Origin of the sequence: Vibrio gangliei (assembly GCF_026001925.1) — a bacterium.
Taxonomy (GTDB): domain Bacteria; phylum Pseudomonadota; class Gammaproteobacteria; order Enterobacterales; family Vibrionaceae; genus Vibrio; species Vibrio gangliei.
Genome location: NZ_AP021869.1, coordinates 1,240,862 through 1,261,017 on the forward strand (window position 1 = coordinate 1,240,862; position 20,156 = coordinate 1,261,017).

Annotated in this window: 18 protein-coding genes and 1 pseudogene; 8 read left to right on the forward strand and 11 right to left on the reverse strand. The window is 40.5% G+C overall.

The genetic code is table 11. The features are described from left to right. The first annotated feature begins 520 nt into the window (after positions 1 to 520). The 5 genes and pseudogenes from rlmKL to rmf all read left to right on the forward strand — a co-directional run bounded on the left by rlmKL (position 521) and on the right by rmf (position 7,222). Positions 521 to 2,671, forward strand: coding sequence for a bifunctional 23S rRNA (guanine(2069)-N(7))-methyltransferase RlmK/23S rRNA (guanine(2445)-N(2))-methyltransferase RlmL (rlmKL, locus tag Vgang_RS05600; RefSeq protein WP_105902113.1), 2,151 nt, complete (start codon positions 521 to 523; stop codon positions 2,669 to 2,671). A 37-nt stretch (positions 2,672 to 2,708) separates the two neighbouring features. Then, positions 2,709 to 2,997, forward strand: a pseudogene (locus Vgang_RS05605) (glutaredoxin family protein). Beyond that, entirely contained in the window at positions 2,975 to 4,906 is a 1,932-nt protein-coding gene (locus tag Vgang_RS05610; protein ID WP_105902112.1) for an ABC transporter ATP-binding protein, read from the forward strand. Before Vgang_RS05605 ends, Vgang_RS05610 begins: the two are co-directional and overlap by 23 nt. A 19-nt stretch (positions 4,907 to 4,925) precedes the next feature. Beyond that, positions 4,926 to 6,902, forward strand: coding sequence for a DUF3466 family protein (locus tag Vgang_RS05615; RefSeq protein WP_105902111.1), 1,977 nt, complete (start codon positions 4,926 to 4,928; stop codon positions 6,900 to 6,902). A gap of 146 nt (positions 6,903 to 7,048) precedes the next feature. Further along, a complete protein-coding gene (rmf, locus tag Vgang_RS05620; RefSeq protein ID WP_086984359.1) occupies positions 7,049 to 7,222 on the forward strand; it encodes a ribosome modulation factor in 174 nt (57 codons plus the stop codon). Between the two features lie 121 nt (positions 7,223 to 7,343). Here the strand turns inward: rmf and fabA are convergent, their stop codons facing one another. Then, the gene (fabA, locus tag Vgang_RS05625; protein WP_105902110.1) at positions 7,344 to 7,868 is read right to left on the reverse strand and encodes a bifunctional 3-hydroxydecanoyl-ACP dehydratase/trans-2-decenoyl-ACP isomerase; all 525 of its coding nucleotides are present in this window, start codon (positions 7,866 to 7,868) and stop codon (positions 7,344 to 7,346) included. Between the two features lie 63 nt (positions 7,869 to 7,931). Further along, entirely contained in the window at positions 7,932 to 9,593 is a 1,662-nt protein-coding gene (locus tag Vgang_RS05630) for a S16 family serine protease (RefSeq protein WP_105902109.1), read from the reverse strand. Between the two features lie 234 nt (positions 9,594 to 9,827). On the opposite strand from Vgang_RS05630, the gene matP reads away from it, so the two are divergent. From matP to Vgang_RS05645, 3 genes are all read left to right on the forward strand, one after another. Further along, on the forward strand, positions 9,828 to 10,277 hold the full coding sequence (matP, locus tag Vgang_RS05635; protein WP_105902108.1) for a macrodomain Ter protein MatP: 450 nt from the start codon (positions 9,828 to 9,830) through the stop codon (positions 10,275 to 10,277). 150 nt (positions 10,278 to 10,427) lie between these two features. Next, the gene (locus Vgang_RS05640; RefSeq protein ID WP_105902107.1) at positions 10,428 to 10,730 is read left to right on the forward strand and encodes a c-type cytochrome; all 303 of its coding nucleotides are present in this window, start codon (positions 10,428 to 10,430) and stop codon (positions 10,728 to 10,730) included. A 264-nt stretch (positions 10,731 to 10,994) separates the two neighbouring features. After that, positions 10,995 to 11,372 carry a phage protein gene (locus Vgang_RS05645; protein ID WP_105902106.1) on the forward strand — a complete coding sequence of 126 codons (378 nt, stop codon included), beginning with the start codon at positions 10,995 to 10,997 and terminating at the stop codon, positions 11,370 to 11,372. A 565-nt stretch (positions 11,373 to 11,937) separates the two neighbouring features. Here Vgang_RS05645 and Vgang_RS05650 read toward each other — a convergent pair. The 9 genes from Vgang_RS05650 to Vgang_RS05690 form a co-directional block, all read right to left on the reverse strand. Then, a complete protein-coding gene (locus Vgang_RS05650; protein WP_245879908.1) occupies positions 11,938 to 12,594 on the reverse strand; it encodes a hypothetical protein in 657 nt (218 codons plus the stop codon). A gap of 91 nt (positions 12,595 to 12,685) precedes the next feature. Then, on the reverse strand, positions 12,686 to 13,894 hold the full coding sequence (locus Vgang_RS05655; RefSeq protein WP_105902105.1) for a secretin N-terminal domain-containing protein: 1,209 nt from the start codon (positions 13,892 to 13,894) through the stop codon (positions 12,686 to 12,688). Beyond that, positions 13,875 to 14,948, reverse strand: a complete 1,074-nt coding sequence (locus Vgang_RS05660) for a zonular occludens toxin domain-containing protein (RefSeq protein WP_105902104.1) — start codon at positions 14,946 to 14,948, stop codon at positions 13,875 to 13,877. The genes Vgang_RS05655 and Vgang_RS05660 overlap by 20 nt, the downstream gene beginning before the upstream one ends. Next, on the reverse strand, positions 14,948 to 15,313 hold the full coding sequence (locus tag Vgang_RS05665) for a DUF5455 family protein (protein ID WP_105902103.1): 366 nt from the start codon (positions 15,311 to 15,313) through the stop codon (positions 14,948 to 14,950). The genes Vgang_RS05660 and Vgang_RS05665 overlap by 1 nt, the downstream gene beginning before the upstream one ends. Before the next feature lie 2 nt (positions 15,314 to 15,315). After that, a complete protein-coding gene (locus tag Vgang_RS05670) occupies positions 15,316 to 16,806 on the reverse strand; it encodes a hypothetical protein (protein ID WP_105902102.1) in 1,491 nt (496 codons plus the stop codon). 55 nt (positions 16,807 to 16,861) lie between these two features. Then, positions 16,862 to 17,104, reverse strand: coding sequence for a major coat protein (locus Vgang_RS05675; RefSeq protein ID WP_105902101.1), 243 nt, complete (start codon positions 17,102 to 17,104; stop codon positions 16,862 to 16,864). A gap of 260 nt (positions 17,105 to 17,364) precedes the next feature. After that, entirely contained in the window at positions 17,365 to 17,685 is a 321-nt protein-coding gene (locus Vgang_RS05680) for a chemotaxis protein (protein WP_105902100.1), read from the reverse strand. Between the two features lie 75 nt (positions 17,686 to 17,760). Next, positions 17,761 to 19,767 carry a replication endonuclease gene (locus tag Vgang_RS05685; RefSeq protein ID WP_105902099.1) on the reverse strand — a complete coding sequence of 669 codons (2,007 nt, stop codon included), beginning with the start codon at positions 19,765 to 19,767 and terminating at the stop codon, positions 17,761 to 17,763. A 15-nt stretch (positions 19,768 to 19,782) separates the two neighbouring features. Further along, entirely contained in the window at positions 19,783 to 20,082 is a 300-nt protein-coding gene (locus Vgang_RS05690) for a hypothetical protein (protein WP_105902098.1), read from the reverse strand. Positions 20,083 to 20,156 lie beyond the last annotated feature (74 nt).

Consider the following 20,156-nt stretch of genomic DNA (forward strand, 5'->3'; position numbering starts at 1 on the left):
GTGGTGAAAACCACAACATCTAATTCAGTATAAAGTGAGACATAGCGCAAAAAAGTGCATTTAATGTCCAAAATATTTTTCCTCAAATAGATAAAAATACGCACTAAATCCTTAAGTAAAAATCCATTCTTACATCATTTATTCCTCATTTTCTGCCATTTTGTAATAAATTTACACTGTAAAAATCGCATTGGTATAGACCAGATTTTTGTGTGATTGCCTAGTGAATAAGTACTCACTATGCTTGTAACTATTGGTTTTAAATATGACTTGAATTCATGTTGGTTAATGATTAAGCGTGGAGTTCATTTTGCTATTAAAGGTATTGCTAGTTTTGTCGTGTGAAAAATCGAGTGCTTTGAAGTGTTGTAATTGTGCTGAAAACATCTCTGGGGAATGAAAGCGGCGGTTTCTTGTCCATTGTTTCAATATATTCAAGTGTTCTCATGGCTTGATGGTCGCATCTATGAGGGCTTTCGTTATATAATCCACATCCATTTATCACTGTACTGAAGTCAAAATGAATCAATATTTAGCAATTACCTCAAATGGCCTTGAAAATTTACTCGCGGACGAATTGACCCAGCTTGGGATCACGGATGCAAAACCGGTTCAAGCAGGGGTGCGTTTTACTGCCAATCAAGCGCAACTTTATCGCTGTTGTTTGTGGAGTCGTTTTGCTTCTCGTTTTGTGCTGATTCTTTCTGAATTTTACTGTAATGATGATATGGATCTGTATTTATCGGCATCAGCGGTGAATTGGTCAGCGTATTTCTCTGTGAAAAAGCGCATCATCGTCGATTTCAACGGAACAAACCGAGAGATTCGAAACAGTCAGTATGGTGCTATGAAAGTTAAGGACGCTATCGTCGATAGTTTCACCAAAAAAGACTTAGGGCGCCCAGAGATCAGCAAAGATCAGCCGGATCTTCGTGTTCATGTGCGCTTACACCGTGACCGTGCCATTCTTGGTATTGATATGGTGGGGCAAGGGTTGCATCAACGTGGCTATCGTTTGAAAGCTGGTGCGGCTCCATTGCGTGAGACACTGGCTTGTGCAATCGTGAGCCGAAGTGGCTGGGATAAATCTCAACCATTGCTCGACCCAATGTGTGGTTCCGGTACGTTGATCATTGAAGCGGCTCTAATGGCAGCGAATGTCGCTCCTGGTATTCAAAGAACTAAGTGGGGTTTTGAATCTTTATACGATTTTGATAGCGAATCTTGGGCTGAAATTAAAGCTGAAGCCAGCGTTCAAGGGCGTAAAGGGATTAAATCGCTAGCTGAGAATCATTTTTTCGGTATTGATAACGATCCGCGTGTATTGCAAACCGCTAAAGACAATGCAAAACGCGCTGGACTCGAAGGTGTGATTCAATTTAGTTTGGGTGATGCGGCTAAATTGCAAAAGCCAGCAGGTTTTAAGCAGGGGGTTATCGTATGTAACCCGCCGTATGGTGAGCGCTTAGGAACTGAGCCTGGTTTAATTGCTCTGTATACAGCCTTTGGTGCTCAACTTAAGAGTGAATTCGCTGGGAGTAATGCATCCATCTTTTCATCCAGTGAAGAATTGCTTAGCTGTTTACGCATGCGAGCGGATAAGCAGTATAAACTGAACAACGGTGCGTTACCGTGTCATCAAAAAAACTACTCGATTACTGCTCGTGTGAATCCTAATGGAGTTACTGAACGTCATTCTGATAGTGCTGAAGCGCAAGTCGCACCTGATTTTTCCAATCGTTTGAAGAAGAATATGGGAAAAATTGGCAAGTGGGCGAAGAAAGAGCAGCTCGATTGTTATCGTGTTTATGATGCCGATTTGCCAAACTACAATGTCGCTATCGATTTGTATTTAGACAATGTCATCATCCAAGAATATGCGCCGCCTAAAACGATTCCAGAAGAAGTCGCGAAACGCCGATTGACGGATATTATCCGTGCTACGATTCAAGTTTTGGGCGTAGATGCAAACAAAGTCACGCTCAAAACACGAGAAAAACAGAAAGGTAAGCGTCAATATCAGAAACTTTCTCAAGACTCTGAATACCTTGAAGTCAATGAGTACGGTGTGAAGTTGTTAGTGAATTTACAAGATTATCTCGATACTGGGCTGTTCTTGGATCATAAGCTAACACGACGTCGCCTTGGGCAGATGTCGGCGGGTAAAGATTTCTTGAACCTGTTTGCCTATACCGGCAGTGCAACCGTTCATGCGGCAGCTGGTGGCGCAAAATCGACGACTACGGTTGATATGTCGAACACCTATTTGCAGTGGGCGCAGCGTAATATGGAGCTAAATGGTTTCACTGGCGAAGCGCATCAGTTTGAGCAGGCGGATTGTTTACAGTGGCTTCAACATGAAGATCGTACATTTGATTTGATTTTTATTGATCCACCTACGTTTTCTAACTCAAAACGCATGGAACAGACGTTTGATATTCAGCGTGATCACTTGATGCTGATGGAAAATTTAAAACGTTTGATGCGTGAAGATGCGGTCGTTGTGTTTTCAAATAACAAACGTTTATTCAAAATGGATCTGGAAGGCATTGAAAGGCTTGAACTGAAAGCTGAAAACATCTCAGCTAAGACCTTACCGTTGGATTTTGCTCGTAATAAGCACATCCATAATTGTTGGATCATTACACACAACTCATCAGCCAATAGCTGAAGTAACAAATAGATACAGTAAGTAAATAAGGGAAAGGATGCTGATTTTATATTCAACCCAGGGTTGTCATCTATGCGAGCAAGCCTACGCTATGCTAGAGTCGTTATCGCTCGATAAGGTAACACAAGTGGTTGATATTGCTTATGACGACGACCTTTACTCTCGTTACGGTCTCACTATCCCAGTGTTGTCTATAGCGTTCATTTCCCACTCAGAAGAAGTGTCAGCCAATCATCATTCAGTTCAAAGTGAACTAGGCTGGCCTTTTAATTTAGACGAATTACAAGCGTGGTTAAAAAATACATGGCGTTAATTACCATTCATAATGGCCAGTTAGCTTTTGGCGATCATCCATTACTTGATAAAGCCGATTTTGCTTTGCAGCAGAACGAGCGCGTGTGTCTTGTTGGCCGTAATGGTGCAGGTAAATCCACCATGATGAAAGTGCTTGCCGGCGAAATCATCATGGATGACGGTAAGATTCAAATCGAACAAGACGTTATCGTCTCGCGTTTAGAGCAAGATCCGCCACGAAATGCCGAAGGCACGGTTTATGATTATGTGGCAGAAGGGTTAGCTGAAGTCGGCGAATTGCTAAAGGAATATCAGCATCAGTTAGATGTAATGGCGGAAGACCCGTCAGAGAAAAATATTAACCGTTTGTCTAAGATACAAGAGCAACTGGATCACAATGATGCATGGCGTTTAGAAGACCGCATCAAAAATATTCTTACGTCGCTTTCGCTAGATGGTCATACATTACTGACTAACTTGTCAGGTGGCTGGCAACGTAAAGCCGCATTAGCTCGTGCTTTAGTGTGTGATCCCGATGTATTGCTACTGGATGAACCAACTAACCATTTAGATGTGACTACGATTGAGTGGCTAGAAGCGTTTTTGAAAGACTTCCGAGGTTCCATTGTATTTATTTCGCACGACCGTGCATTTATTCAGTCAATGGCGACTCGAATTTTAGATTTAGACCGCGGCAAGTTAAGTTCTTATCCTGGTAATTATGAGCAGTATCTGGTCGATAAAGAAGAAGCGTTGCGTGTTGAAGAGATGCAGAACGCCGAGTTTGATAAGAAGCTTGCTCAAGAAGAAGTGTGGATTCGACAAGGCATTAAAGCTCGACGTACTCGAAATGAAGGACGCGTGAGAGCACTGAAAAAATTAAGAGAAGAACGTTCAGAACGACGTGAGGTGCAGGGCAAGGCTAACATTCAGATTGATGAAGCCAATCGCTCTGGCAAAATCATCTTTGAAGCACAAAATCTGCATTATCAAATTGATGGTAAAACGATTGTTGATGATTTCAGTTTCAACATCATGCGTGGTGATCGTATTGCCTTAATTGGTCCAAATGGCTGTGGTAAGAGTACTCTTTTAAAATTGTTACTAGGGGAACTTCAACCTGACTCTGGACGTTTGCATTGCGGCACTAAATTAGAAGTCGCCTATTTTGACCAATACCGTGAAGTACTAGATCCTGAAAAAACGGTGATGGACAACTTGGCGGATGGTAAACAAGAAGTGACCGTGGGTGGGCGCACTCGTCATGCTTTAGGTTATCTGCAAGATTTCTTGTTTGAACCGAAAAGAGCACGTACACCTGTCAAAGCTTTGTCTGGTGGTGAGAAAAATCGTCTATTACTTGCGCGTTTGTTCTTAAAATCGAACAATTTATTGATTTTAGATGAACCAACCAACGATTTAGATATCGAAACATTGGAACTTTTGGAAGAAATTCTTGCCAATTATCAAGGGACCTTGCTGCTGGTGAGCCATGACCGTCAATTCGTTGATAATACCGTGACTTCAAGTTGGATCTTTGAAGGTAACGGTAAAATTGAAGAGTTTGTTGGTGGGTATCACGATGCGCAAGAGCAAAGAAACCAAACGTTACTCGCTCGTGGTGTTACGGATAACCAAGATTCGAACACGAAAGCAGCAAAAGAAACTAAAGTAGTTGAGGAAACTCCCAAATCTCAACCTGCTGCTAACAAACCGAAGAAGTTATCCTATAAACTGCAACGAGAGCTAGAAGCACTCCCTCAAGTTTTAGAGCAACTTGAAAGTGAAATTGAAGAATTACAAGCTCAGGTTAATCAGCCTGACTTTTTCACCCAGAGCAGTGATGAAACCCAAGCGGTTTTGGCTCGTTTGAGCGCTGCTGAACAAGAATTAGAAACTGCATTCGAGCGTTGGGAAGAGCTTGAATCTATGCAGGGCTAACGGATTAGAAGTTTAATTAATGCCAAATAAAATTTTCAAATTATCAATGGTGGCTGCTGCATTAATGGCAGCCAATTCCGCATCGGCGGCGCTTTATCAAATTGTGCCGGTTGATTCTAATGTTGATGCAAATAAAGTCTATTCAAGTGCGATTAGCGATCCTGAATCACCAGTTGCTTCTGAGGATAATCCATTAGGGTGTTTTACCACTGATTGTGGAACGGGTGATGATTACCTTTTAGGAGGCGATACTCGCCAAGGTGAGGACGGTATTTCTTATCGTGATGAAGTGCCGTTTAAAATGGACAATACATTCACCTATCAAGATTTAAGAGATATTCGTAACTATTGTTATAACCAATTAGGATACTCGACTTGTGAAACTTGGGCTGAAAAACAGTGGTTTGGCGCGACATCAGATAACGATGAAGAGGCTTGTGATTACAGCTTAACTGGCGGTTTATGCCAAGAGCGTCGTGCTTTTTATCAAGGTTATAATGGTCGTAATGCCATTGGTTTTGTTAATGGTGAAGAGGTAGCTGCACCAGAGGACACTAGCTACACGGTTCCAGGTGGTACTTTACAAGATGGTACTGCTAATGTTGTTGTGAATAAAGTTCTAGAAGATGGGACTCCAATTGGCATTTCAAGTAGTGGTTATTATTATGTTGGTAGTAATAATAGTGTACTTAAATATCGTCAACGTGGCTTTTATGGTGATACCGTGCTGCTTCCAAAACAAGACGGTGATGCGATAGTAAAACAAATGGGTCGTACTTTCGCATATGATTCCTTTGAGATTGCTGGCTCAATTTATGTTGTGGGCTCAGCTTCAGTAGCACCATTCGATAATGACGATGATAATAAAAATTACGATGGTCATGATTTAAGTAAATGTACCGATACAACTAATTATCCAAATCCAGTGCTTCTAGAAGATTGCCAAAACTTTGCCTTTGCAACTAAAGCATACGTATGGACTACAGATGGTAGTGGTGTCACCGTAGCGCCATGGAGCAATTTTACAGCACCTAATCACGATGATTATGCAGCTCAGGGGAGTGCGCGTACTGCTACGGTTCCAGAGGAAGGAGATTATTCAGGAAAACCTGTGCTAGGTGGTTTTAATACTGTTGACCATGACGACAACTATTTGATGCAAGCGTCTATTTTTTACCCTAAATCAAGCTTTAGCTCACCGACTGCTGCTGACCAGTGGGATACGGTTTTTGTTTCAGGTGCCGAAGTAAAGCAAGGTGATGATTACATCTATAGCAATAGTTTGATTAAGGATATAAACAAAAACTTAATTGCAATAGGTGAAGCAAAGCGCCAGGGTGATAAGCCTGAAAATGGTGCAGCCAATAATCGACTATTTTATACGGATGCATCAGAAGGTAGTACATCATCTGCGCCAAAAGCTGTTTTCCTAAGTGGCGACATCTTCTTCAAAGGTGCCGGTGGTGAAGCGAATGCGATTAATAACTACAATGAAATTGTTGGTTCAATTGATGCTGAAGACAACCGTGAAGTGGATGGTAAACAGCGACGTCGTCGTGGTTTTATTGATCCTCTAAACTTAACAACAGGGACAAATGTTGACCGTTTAGCCTTGTTCCAAGGGAAAGCTTGGTGGTTAGATAATTTAACCAACGGAGATAACAATGGTGATAGCTCAATCTCTGATGCGAATAATGCCTATCGTATTGTAAATGCAACCGGTATTAATGATGATGGAGTGATTTCAGCAACAGCTAACTACTGTGCTGGTGGCTATGATAATACGACTCATAATTCATACTGTGGTGATGGAAATATAGATGAAAAATTAGTCGCAGTTAAGCTGGTACCAATTGCAGGGGCAACGGCAGCGGATATTGAAACTCGTGGTGAGGGCGATGCGCCAGTAGAAAGACAAGGTGCTGGTAGCCTCGGTTATTTCATGCTGACCATGCTTGGCTTAATAAGTTTCCGAAGACGCAAAATGAAAATGTAATATTGAACCGAGGCTCACAAAAATGCGCCTCGGTTTTTTTTTACCTTGAGAAAACTCAGGCTTTGATCGATGCTTATTAAGTGGTGTCATAAAATTGCCACAAGATAGTCGTTTTTTGGTAATGATCAAAGTAAGAGGACTGTACTATGAAGAGACAGAAACGCGATCGCCTAGAAAGAGCGCAATCTCAAGGTTATAAAGCCGGTCTTAATGGCAGGTCGATGGATGACTGTCCATATCAGCAAACGGATGCTAAATCGAATTGGTTAGGAGGCTGGCGAGACGCAAGAGACGATCGGCAGTCAGGACTTATTAAGTAAGATGTTATTTCATGAGGCTCCAGTTTAGGAGCCTTTATTTTTATAACTTAATGCACTATAACTGGATGTGTTGGATAAAATAAATCAGCATAACGCTGACTTATTTTAAATAATGAATCTCTTAGAAAGAGGAGGTGTCTTGGAACAAGCCAACCTTCAAATCTTTAGCAACATAGATTTCTTTGCCATCAACCAAAACGCGACCATCAGCAAGACCCATGACTAAGCGACGGTTAACAACACGTTTCATATTGATTTCGTATGTAACTTTTTTTGCTGTAGGTAAAATTTGACCTGTGAATTTAACTTCACCCACACCTAAAGCACGACCTTTACCTTCGCCGCCAACCCAGCCAAGGAAGAAACCAACAAGTTGCCACATTGCATCAAGTCCTAAACAACCCGGCATTACAGGGTCGCCAGGGAAGTGGCAATCAAAGAACCAAAGATCAGGAGTAATATCTAATTCAGCAAGAATCACACCTTTACCAAAAGTGCCAGAACCGTCTTCATCGGTAATTTTTACGATGCGGTCCATCATCAGCATGTTTGGTGCTGGTAGTTGAGGGCGACCTGGGCCAAAAAGCTCTCCTTGGCTTGATGCTAAAAGATCTTCACGTGTGTACGAATTACGTTTGTTTTGCATTATTAATTACTCCAAAATTAGTCCGTGTATCTTAGAGAACACGTGTACGCTAAACAAGTCCGATCAGTGTAAACCAATGAGATTTTTGAACTTGCTTAGTAGTCCACACGGTGCAGAATCGTGCTTGTCGAAATGATCGATTCTCTCTGAAATCCTTTTAAGGATAGTTTCTTCTTCATCACCACGAAATGCTTTTCCAAAAATGAGAGGTAACGCTTCATCAACTGATTCAACTGACCAGATATGAAATTGTTCATCTTTGATCGCTTGCACAAGGTCATGTTGCAATGATAAGTGCTTCAGATTCGACTTAGGTAAAATCACACCTTGATGTCCTGTTAACCCTTGATGTTGGCATACCTTAAAGAAACCTTCGATTTTTTCATTTAAACCGCCGACAGCTTGCACGCGGCCAAATTGATCTACTGCGCCAGTAACGGCGATTTGTTGGTTGATTGGGTACTCAGATAGGGCGCTGACTAGCGAGCACAATTCGGCTAATGAAGCGCTATCGCCATCCACTTCGGAATACGATTGTTCAAACACGATAGATGCAGCAAAAGGAAGTGGTTCATCTAGGTTTAATGCACTACTTAGGAAAGCCTGCATAATCATCATACCTTTGGCGTGTAAATTGCCTCCAAGCTCAGCTTTGCGCTCCACATCAGCAATATCACCATCACCAAAATGAATAACACAAGAAATACGAGCTGGTTCGCCGTAAGTAACTGGGTGGCCAGGTACTTCAATTACGGTCAAACCGTTCACTTGACCAACACGTTCACCTTGCGTCTCGATAATAACTTGTCCTTCCAAGATATCCGCTAGAGCACGCTCAGGAAGATAGGATTGGCGGAAGTTCTTATGTTCAATTGCTTGAGTTAAGTGTTGGTGAGTAATAGGCTGCCCGTTAGTCAGGTTATGTGCTTCTGTAAGCAAAGTTCGGTGCCAAATAGGGCATAAAGGCATACGCTGTTGGTCTTCTGTTTCACGAGCGCCGTGAATCAGTAACCAGTGCCAAGCTGCCGTATTTGCAAAAGAGCCAAGGTTATATTGTGTGAGAATCCCTTTTACATAACCGATGTACTGGCTGAAGCTATTTTCTGTAATCAGATAATCAAGCTCTATTTCTGTAAAAAGACACAGCGCGCTTCTCATATCGGCATCGAACATTTCGAAATCACCCAACTGCATACGATCACCGACAATGACCAGTTTCACATCGTAGTGATGTTTTGGTGGGTGGCTGATGACATGCTTAGAGTTAGCGGGTAGTGGGCTGCAAGCATTGCCTAAAACAGCCGCTTTGAACTTGGGCCATATACGAGGGTTCGCAATAATTAAATTAGCAGAAACAATAAGATAGCCCCCATGAGCGCGATCAAGTAGGCCTTGTCGAGTATGGCTAATTTCACCGTTTTCAATTTGATATTGGCCGAATAGATCTTCTGGGCTCAGGCTCTCACTGACAATGACAGGTTTGCTCGCAATGTCAGAGCTAAGATTTTTATAGCATTCAGATAATTGCTGGCGATAAACGTAATTATCCGGCGCATTAATAAACAAAATACGAGGGAAATTGGTTCGTTCGAAATGCAACAAAGTAGATTTAAGTCTAGGCTGAAGATCTAAGAAGGATAGACTAGGGAGCTTATCACTTTGAATTAGAGTATCTTCGAATTGAGAAAAATTAGGAATAACGGATTGCCAAGACTCTTTGATCATTATAAAAATTCAGTATATGGATAAAGGTTAAGAATTATATAGAAAAATACCTTAATCTTATACCTGTTTATGCTTCTCTCAATCATTTGAAAGTCTGCATCAATGCCACGATTTGAGAGCCTGTTATCATAAAGCATTATCAAGCTAGACTATGATTAAAAATTACGGAAAACGTTGAGAATGTGATGGTTTTTAGTTACGCTGTCACCATGCAATGTCTATTAGGGAAGACAAATGAAATATCAACAACTTGAAAACTTAGAATGTGGTTGGAAATGGCAATATCTGATTCGGAAATGGAAAGACGGTGAAGCGATTACGCGCTACCAAGATTCCAGTGAATCTCAAGCAGCGATTACTTATTTACAACGATTAGAACACCAGCCAACACAAGTTCTTACCTGGATTGATGAACACATGAATCCTGAGCTTGATAATAAGCTAAAACAAGCGATACGCGCCAAGCGTAAGCGTCATTTTAATGGTGAGCATGCTCATACCAAAAAGAAATCAATCGATTTAGATTACGCTGTTTGGGAGAAACTATCCGAAAGAGCACAGGAACTCGGTTGTACATTATCTGAAGCGATTGAGTATTTGGTCACAGAAGCGTCGCGCAGTGAAAAAGCCAGTAAGAAAGTAAACAGCATCAAGGCAGATTTAAGCAAATTGCTCGACTTTTAATAGAGTCAGAAGGGCTTAAATTGTTATTTTCCCCATTGATTGGCGTGATCGAGATAAAAATTTTATTGTCTCGACTGGATATTGACGTTTATATTGCTAAATTGTATACATTGATGTTTACAGTAAAGTGAAATAAACAAGAGGTATCTTATGAAAAAAGTTGTTCTTCTTTCCCTATGTGCGATAGCCACAACATCAAGTTTTACTTACGCAGCGGATATTGCTGCTGGACAAGCAAAAACCGCCATGTGCGCCTCGTGTCATGGTGCCAATGGTGAAGCCGCAATTAAAACTTATCCTAATCTAAAAGGACAAAATGCGGCTTATCTTGAAAAGCAGATGAAAGCGTTTAAAAGCGGCGAACGAAAAGATCCTGTGATGTCACCAATGGCAGCCACAATAAACGATGCAGATATTGCCAACATTGCAGCGTATTACGAGAGTTTAAAGTAACCATTCGTTAATCCATCGATTTGTAATTGCCACATATTAATCACAGACAGAACTAAATGATCTTGGATAACCCAAGAGATTTCACCGAAGGAGATTTAGCTCTGTATGCGAATGAAGTAGTTAACTTGCTAAGTAAATAGTTATCTGTTGCAGCATTGTTGATTTATCTTGTGATTATGATTAGGTTCGCATTATGTCAGGTTACGGTAAATAAGACGTTAAAAAACATAACTGTACAATATAGCCCTTTAAAGGGTTATAACTATGAAGTATCACGAAATGACAAAAAACTACGTTTTTCGTGAATTTGAGTGCGGATTAACTATAGAAGAAACCGCAATACTTTGTTTCAAAACTGTGAGGACGGTCACGGATTGGGACAAGGGAAAACCCATACCGCCAGAGTGCAAACGGCTAATGAGAATGTATTCAGGGCGAGAATTAAGCCATGCTGATGAATGGCAAGGCTTCAAAATGAACAAAAACTGCTTAATCACACCTTACGACCACAGAGCTACACCGCAACAAATTCTAATGGGATTGGCTCTAATAGAAATACAATCCGAACTCGAAATAAAAACCTCAACACACCTCTTAAAAATGGCGCGCGCGATAAGTGCCATAAAGATGAAAAACAAGTAAGTAAAAGGGGTGAGACTTTCACCCCGTATTACTATACAGGGTGCGCGAGCTTTGCTTTCTTCGGCTAATTAACCTGTATAAAAAAACATGTAACCTAAATGGGCAGGTAGCTGAGTTGCAGTGGCATAAATCGCCATTGATGTGGATAGGCTCTGCAAGGCTTGATTCTAGAGTAAAGAGGTGTGTTTTTCTGTTGCATTGTGAATGCAGGTTTTCGCCCAGTTGAATCAAGCGAATACAGTAACGTTAGTGAGTGGGCTTGGATGGCTTCGCCATAAAAAAGTATGTCATTTATGAATTCAAAAAAAGACATACTGCTAAAAACTCAAGATTTGTTATAGAATTTGATGATTTTTACAAAATTTTGAAACAAAAAAAGTCAGACCTAATGGAGACTGACTTTCTTTGCAATGCCTAAGCAGTAAGAGTCACCAAACTGCGAACACTGTAACTTTGAAAATTACAACATAAAACTAAGAGTGTGAATTCAAAGTATGAAAATATTATAAATTTTTCTTTAATTGTTGCAACTTCTATACTCTATAAATTGAACTATTTTGATAGTTTAAATATTTTTTTCAGTATCTAACCATGGTGTACCATGCATTTCGGGATAACCTTCTAAATACGTGATCTTTGCACCTGTTTCTTTTCTTATTTCTCTGACAATATCTAAAAATGTTTTTTCCGTCCACTCTTCGGAAGTACCTACCATTGCATCAGACAAGCTTCGACTAATTTGCATTAAGCCACCCGTTTGTTTATTAAACGACGCATAAACATCCAAATGGTATCCGTTTTTATATTGCCATAAACACGATGTCAATTTTAATGTGCTACTATCTTGAATCTCACGTGTTGCTTGAGCAACCCAGACTGCACCATCACATGTAGCTATTTTTAAAGATACACCATTTGCGGCGGCTAAAGAAGCCATGTTAGATCCTGCAAATGGGTTTACTAAATGAAATCTACCAGATTGTTCAGGAGGCGTTGAAAAGTTTGGGATTGGCGTCGATTCATTTGCAGAATTAATATTTCTTCCAAGCCCATTACTTGCAGCTTTAATTACAGCCGATCTATTACTATTTGTTTCTACATTGAAAATTCTATAATACTCAACCGTTGTACTTTTTTCCGCGAGTGCATTATTAACAGAACCACAACCGGAAAGCATAGCTGAAGCACTTAAAATTAAACCTATTACCTTTGATTTTTTCACAATAATTCCCTTCATGAAATAAAAACAAGGAGGAATTATACGCAAAAATCATTGATAACAAAGTGTTATCGATCTTATCAATGTGTTTGTATTATAAAACTGTCGTTCTAATCACTATCCGCAATTCTCGTTGTGTCTTCTCGGTTCTGTCGGAACGGAACAGTGCGCCAAGGTAAGGAATATCCATCAGGACAGGTACGCCCGTTTGTGTGGTGCGTTCATCATTGGAAATCAAGCCGCCTAACATGATGGTTTGTTTGTCCTTTACCTTAACTACGGTTTGCAGTGTCCGCTTATTGGTGATGATGTCCGATGCAATAGACGAATTGCTGACGGACTGCGATTCCTGATTGATTTGCAGGACTATTTCATCATTGATGACGTGCGGCACAACCTCAAGGGATACGCCTACGTCTTGACGCTCAATAGACTGGATAATATTTCCGCCCTCGGTCGCCTCAGTTGACGTTAAAAATGGCACGTTTTGACCGACTGTAATATAACCGCGTTCCCTGTCCATAATAAGCATATTTGGCCGTGATAACAGTTCTGTGTTTTGGTCAGTCGATACCGCCTTGATTAACGCGTTAAAATCTCCACCTGAAAAGATAGCAGCATTATCGGTAAGCAAGTCAATGGCGGTGGTGTTAGTAACAAATCCGGCCTTGTCGAGTGCCAGCTGCATATTCACACCAATTTCGTGCGAGTTATCCAATGCGGTTTCAGTGATAACCGCCTCAATAAAAATTTGTCGTTGTGGTTGGTCAATACCGGACACAAGCGCGTCTATTTTGGCGAGTTGGTCAGCCGTTCCCGACACAATCACAGCGTTAGTGGTTGGGAGTAATTCCGCGCTAAATCCTGTTGCTGAATTGCCTTTAATGGATTGCGTCACCGTCGCTGATAAAGTGGATTTAAGCAAATCGACCACCTTGGAATTACGCACATGATTCAGTCGATAAAGTTTGACAAGGGAGGGCTCAATTTCTTGTATCTCTTCCTCTTTAGGCTTGACCACATACAACCCATTTTCATATTGAACAAAGTAGCCGTGAGAGTTGAGAACGTTATTAAAAAAGGAGGCATATTCGGACGGCTGCAAGTTGGGAGCGGTAAAGCTAACCGAACCCGTCACACCTTGCGATAGAACAATCGGACGGTCTAGTTTTCGTGCGCCCCATGCAACAAATTCAGAGATAGAAAGATTTGAGGTCTCATACACTGGTTCATCAGCAGCAAAGGCAATAGGCGAGACCACCAACCAGAGAATAACGGTAAATTTAACAAGTAAGCGTTTCATGCTGTTCACCTTGACTGATAGTGATATTGCAACGGGATTGAGCGTTGAATTGATAGCCCAATGATTCAAGTTCATGCGAGTTAATGCGGCGTCCTAACTTATCAAGCACAAAATAGATAGGTTCGTCAGGCAGGTGCATATAACTCACTATTTTGTAACCAGAAAAATCAAAATTAACCGGCTTAGTTTCAGCAACCGCTTGAGTAATAACAGCGTCTAACTCAGGCTTATTATGTGGCGCAAAGAAATAAACCAATAAACCAGAAGCTAACGCGCCAAATGTTAGGGCAATTAAACGGGAATATTTGCGAGCATAAATTTTAGTAATGCGCATGATGTTTCTCAGGGTATAGGGCACGGTATAACGACCATGCGTATAGTAGGGAGGCAGCACAGAATAAGTGCCGTGTTCATAATGGTCTGAAAAGGCTTGTTTTGTGTCGTAAGAGTGATAGAGGTCAGTGCCCCACAGATACCACTTATCCACGGTTAAAGAGTTGACGTTATCACCATATTTCACAATCCCAATATGGAGCTTAGGCAGTGGGAGTTTTAATTGCCCTAGTGTAGCAATGCGGATAAGGGTTGAAATAATGGGTATTTGCATACGATCCAGACGACGACAAAAAACGGTATGTTCAGCCAAAGCAAGACGAGCTTGCTTATCAACAATGGAAATATCTTGAACAATAAAGATGATATCCCAACCTAATTTTCTAGCGTGCAAACACCAGTTGATCACATCTTGGCGGCTCTTATCATTCCAAGTTCTGGAGTTAAACCAGGTGCCGCATTCATCAAGCACTAGAAGACCGTTTTTGCGTTCATCGTAAGTAGTATTACCTTTACCGATAGCGTGAAAGTCAGCGAGACTTGGCTTATCAGGTACACGTAAAAGGCGAGTATTTTTCTTGTTGCGACCAAGCATGAATCGAAGATTGATATCAAGATTAGTGGCAACAGGTGCACCACGTAAAAACGCATCACGAATGCGACCGACCGAAGTTAAAGACTTGCCCGCACCTAATTTACCAGTAACAAAATAAACGGCCATTAGCCCGTCACCTTGTTAATAGCGTAAAACTGCCATTGCCAAACCCACTTAATAACACGAGCTGAAAAAATTGCGCTAATACAGGGAATAGCATTATCAGGAATAAAAAAGGCAAAGCCTTGCGATAGCTCAGGCGGTGTTATGTAAGATAAACCGTTAAAAATGGCACTAAGAGCAAGGGCAGTTGTTAAAGTTAAACCAAGTACCATTGTGAGGATAGTCAAGTTAATGGCGATAGAGCGCGTCAAACGAGTAGCAAACCATCCTAAAACCGTTGCCATAAGTTGAGATAAAAAAACAGCGAGTGCAGGCAGTCGCAACAAGTTGCTAATACCATTTAACGCAGGAATGAGGAAAACAGGCATAGTTACCCCTTATTATTCGATGCTTGAATAGGTGCAGGCGTGATACCAGAAAGGACAATGCTAAAAAGTGTCCACGCAGTGTAGATATACAAAATAAAACTGATTAGAGATTTGGCTTTATCTGAAAAATCACAATCAAAAGAAATATCGCCCTGTGGTGTAGGAATGGCAAAGGGAGAGCATGAAGCAGAGGATGGGAAAACGTTCATAAAAGAACTGATATCTGAATTAATTACAGCTTCAATTTCAGAAGTGCCAGAATCATTAACCAAAGCTTGAGCTGCTGATACCGCATTATCATAAGCCATATTGCTAGCGTTATCAGCTGCATCGGCGGCATCAGTAATATAATTAGAAGCGTCACCATAACTAAGTTCATGGTCACCCTGACAATTACGAGGATCAGTAGATGGATCACAAATAGATTCGCCGATACTGCTAATAGCATCTCTTACAGCCATTGATTCACTATGAATTGCATCAACAATAGAGCCGCTGCCTGAATTAACAGCATCAGAGATACCAGCGCCAATGTTAGCTATAATACTGTTTTGTTGAAGTTGTAATAGGCGGTTTTGCTGTGCAATCAAAAAATCCTGATTCATTTGATCAACAATGGACTGACCGACGGCATTAGTGCTGTTTCTGATATCAGTTAATTTGTTTTTAATATCCGCAGAATTTTGATTGATATCTTTGTTGATTTGGCCTAATGCCTGATTATTATCACGATTCATATTTTGAATAGCCTGGACAACTGCTATATCCGTTGAATCATTAGACGTTACTGTATCCGGCTCTGGTTTATCAAAACCGGAACTTGGTGATGATTCCGTTGAATCATTAGGTGAAGTATATCCACCGTCAGGGGGATTAATCGGTGAAGTAGGGTCATAGTCACCCAAGCATTCAGGCCAATTAGAAGAACCTATTAAACAAGATGCTGGACCATCATTACAGGTTGTTTCTAATGATGGCGAAACAATATCATTACCATTATGGCATTGATAATGAAAAATACCATTACTTAATTGACAAGCATTTTGATCTGTTTGTATCTGATCTAATGTAGATTGAAGTTGACAAAATGGAATTGCCTCACATTGGTTTGTAAATTGATTATATTGTTCACCGTCTGAACACTCAGAAGCTTTACATGATAGGATATATGATGTTTGGGAAGTGCATTCAGCTTTCCTTGCAGTAAAAGAAGTTAGAAAAATTTCATTTTGTTGTGAATTAAGACCATAAAACTCAATCGGGACGTTACCATTTGAATATGCTTCTTTTAAATAATAAACATAAGATTGATATCCTAAATCTGATGATTCTAATGAAGATATTTTTGCAGACGCAAGCTCGTCAGGAGAACTACCTTCCCCCTGTGACCAATAATAGTAATAACCAGTCACAAATGTATCGGCAGAATGAGCAGCAAATGAAAACCCAAAAGTCAAAATAATAAGAAGATAAAAGTTTGTTTTAAGGGTCATAAGTAAATATCCGTATAAAGATATGGACGCCTTGACCGCCCATAGAGAGAAACAATTAAGATGCTTTGTTTGCACCTTTCTTGAATAGTTTGATACCAACAAAACCAACGGTTAAAGCGGTAACAATTGGCCAAACCGCCGCAATGATATCGTCAACCAAAGTGGTGATTTCAGTCATTGCAGAAGCAGCACCAGCAGGTAATTCAGCGTGAGCACCAACAGAACCGAGAGCAGCAACAGCCACTACAGAAAAAGTTTTAGTGTTCACGTATTTTTTTACAGTATTAAAATGTTTCATGGTTTTATCTCCTATAAATTAACCACTTGTAGAAATCTCGACCGCACGTTTGAAAGCAAGAATTTGCTTCCCTATCGCAAAGCCAAGGAGAAACACTGTACAAAATGAACCTGTCATAAATTCAATAGATAACATTGCTTATCGTTGACCTCCGATTAACCAACCGAGCGCAATTAACACAAAACAAAGGCCAATAAAGACAAGCAATTGAAAATTGTCTAAGTGATCTAATAATTCGGAAAATTGCGCGTCAGTCATGATTAGCCTTTAGCTTGATTTGGTGTTGGTAATGCGAACAACTGGAAACCATTAAATGAACGGTGTTGACCTTTATCATCCGCGAAAGACATTTCGTTATATTTGATTTGAAATTCAGTTCGAGAGCCAACAAGAGATTTTAAAACTTTGCCAGCTTCGCCCTTGTTCCATAAATCAGCGGAGATTGAAACGCGGATAGTGTCCGTAGGGAATGTCGTTACTAAGTTGATAGTAGCGACCTGCTCAGATTCGCCCGTTGAACGATTGAGTTTTGTAGATTGAATGATGTCGGTTTCATCCAAAATTAAGCCCTGAATTTTCATATTTATTTCCTTTTGTTTTGTTTAAAGATTAAGAGCGACAGTTATTGACACGAGTCCAAGGAAGCGATTATTCCTCTAGCTGTCCGGCTGCGCCGAACAACCAGAGGAATAAGCCGCTTCAAAAGCAAAAGAATCAAAGGCGTACAACTCAAACTCTTCTTTGTAAGACATAAAATCTAAATATTGCTGATAGCGTTCCTCAGCCATTCTTTGATATTCTTGCTCACGTTCCAGAGCATCAAACCAATCAACAACACCGCCCATAATTTTCTGAGAGGCTTTGAGGAATACTTCTTTATTCTCGGTTTTCCATGTTCTAAAACGAGTAGCAACAAACACTTGCTTAAACATCAAACCAGAAATTCTAGCTTGAGCTTTATCACCGTATTTGGTGGCAGAATACTCACCGGATTCAATTAACTTTTCGATACAATCCGGCACTGAATAAACGGTGCGTAGTGGGGCATCTGCATTTTTCTCAGCAATACCACCCATAGCAATACAAAAGGCTTTCCAATCGCCAGAATCGGCAGCCCTGCGAACATTTTCCAAAGCTAAATGCTCGACTTCTGTTAAATCGGTAAACATAGCATCATCCTGTTTGAACTCTTCACGAACACGGCGAAGCTCACGCCAAACCGTAACAGGAGGCGAGCCAATGAATTGAAATTGTCTAATCTGATTAACACGCGCCCAAGTGACAACACGCTCAGCAGCTTGAACACCATCAAGGTTAGAATTGCGGTCTTTTGCAATATGCTGACCATCAATATTTTTACTTAGATATTTAGCGATATAACCAACCGCTGATTTGTCTTTGTCGATTAACTCGGCTTTGAAGCGGTGTTTCTTAGCGCCTGACTCGTCAGGTGAATCAAGCATTGCAAAACGCTGAAACTCAGAGATAACAAAATCTTTATGCTCTGGTTTCATAAAAAATAGAAAATGGTGATGTGGTGTGCCGTCTTGATGCGGTTCAGCAATGCGCATGCCATAAACTTTTACATCTTGTTTATCAATAGACTTACGGAAAGCCTCAAAAACACGCATTAAATATTTGTGCGCATCTTTCGCAGTTGGAGAACCTGCATCGAGCCATTTTTGATTGACCTGACCTTTAGATACAGCATGAAAACGAGACGGAGAAGTAACCGTAAAGAAAACAGAATCGTGTTCTAACTCTTTTGATAGTTCCTCGAAGCCACGCAAGCGGGTGAACATCTCAGCACGTCTAATTTCAGGATTAGAAACAGATTTTGCACTTAACTCATGAAGTGTAAAAAAATTATTTGGGTCATCTTCATCATAAGCAATGGTTTCTTTCAGTGCGATTTCGTTTGACTTGTTACGCTCACGCATACGGTTAACCGAAAAATCAGAGCAATACACTTGCTTATGCTTTTGAACTAACTCCAAATCACGGGCAGCCAGCTCAACATTCAAAGCACATTTTCTGCGAAGTTGACGACGCCACCAAATAGGATCACAAGCACGATTCACAAGAGAAAAAAGCTCGCCTGTTTTGGTTTTTTTCTTCACTTCATCTTCACGGAACGCCAAACCAGAATAAGAAAGAAAATGCTCAACATAAGCAAAGCATGAATCCACATCATCTTTCATATTGGAAATTTTAAGGCGTAAGTTTTCAGCCTTTTCATTGGCTAATTCTTTGATTTGGTCATCGCTCATGGTTGATGGATAACCATTTTGATGAAGTCGATCTGATGCTGCTTGAACCGTAGAAAGGGCAGTGAAGTAATCTTTCTTTTTCAGAATGTCGATAAAAGAACGCTTCATGTGTGCAGAAAAATCACGGTGACCTTTAAGGGCTTTAATTACTGCATCACAAGGACTGTTAAAAGTAGGCTTGATTAGAAATGAAAGATCACGGATATGAATATGGTTTTCATCATAACCGAACAAATCGACATGGCTTGGATAATTACCCTTAGTGTGGTCAACAAAGCCAGAACGGATAAACTGATCATCATGAATATGTTCAGCCGTTGCCCACGATTGGACAGGGACAAAATTAATCCATTCCTCGAAACCTGTTTGTTCGTCTCTGACTAGTTGATACATAACAGCCCCCTTAAATTAACCTTTTGAACTAGTTAAAAATTCATGAGGAAAAGAAGAATTAAAACGGTTTAATTCATTGCCTTCTAAAAAGTACAAAGAACCATCAAAAACCAAAGAATATAATTCTCTTGAAGTTGGAATTGGCTCACCAAAAGAATCAAGCTCATAAAGACGAGCTAAAGAAATTGATGAATCGGGAGAAAGAGACTGATCATTAACAGAAACAGATGAAACCAAGCCATCTGTTTCAGTGATATGAAGTTTAAAACCAAAAAATTCTAAAATTTTAGTATGCAGATAAGGTTTACTTTCCATAATTAACACCCCTGAAATGTCATTTTAAAAATTGCATGGAGGCGACCGCTCAAAAGTAAGATTCAGGGTCAGAC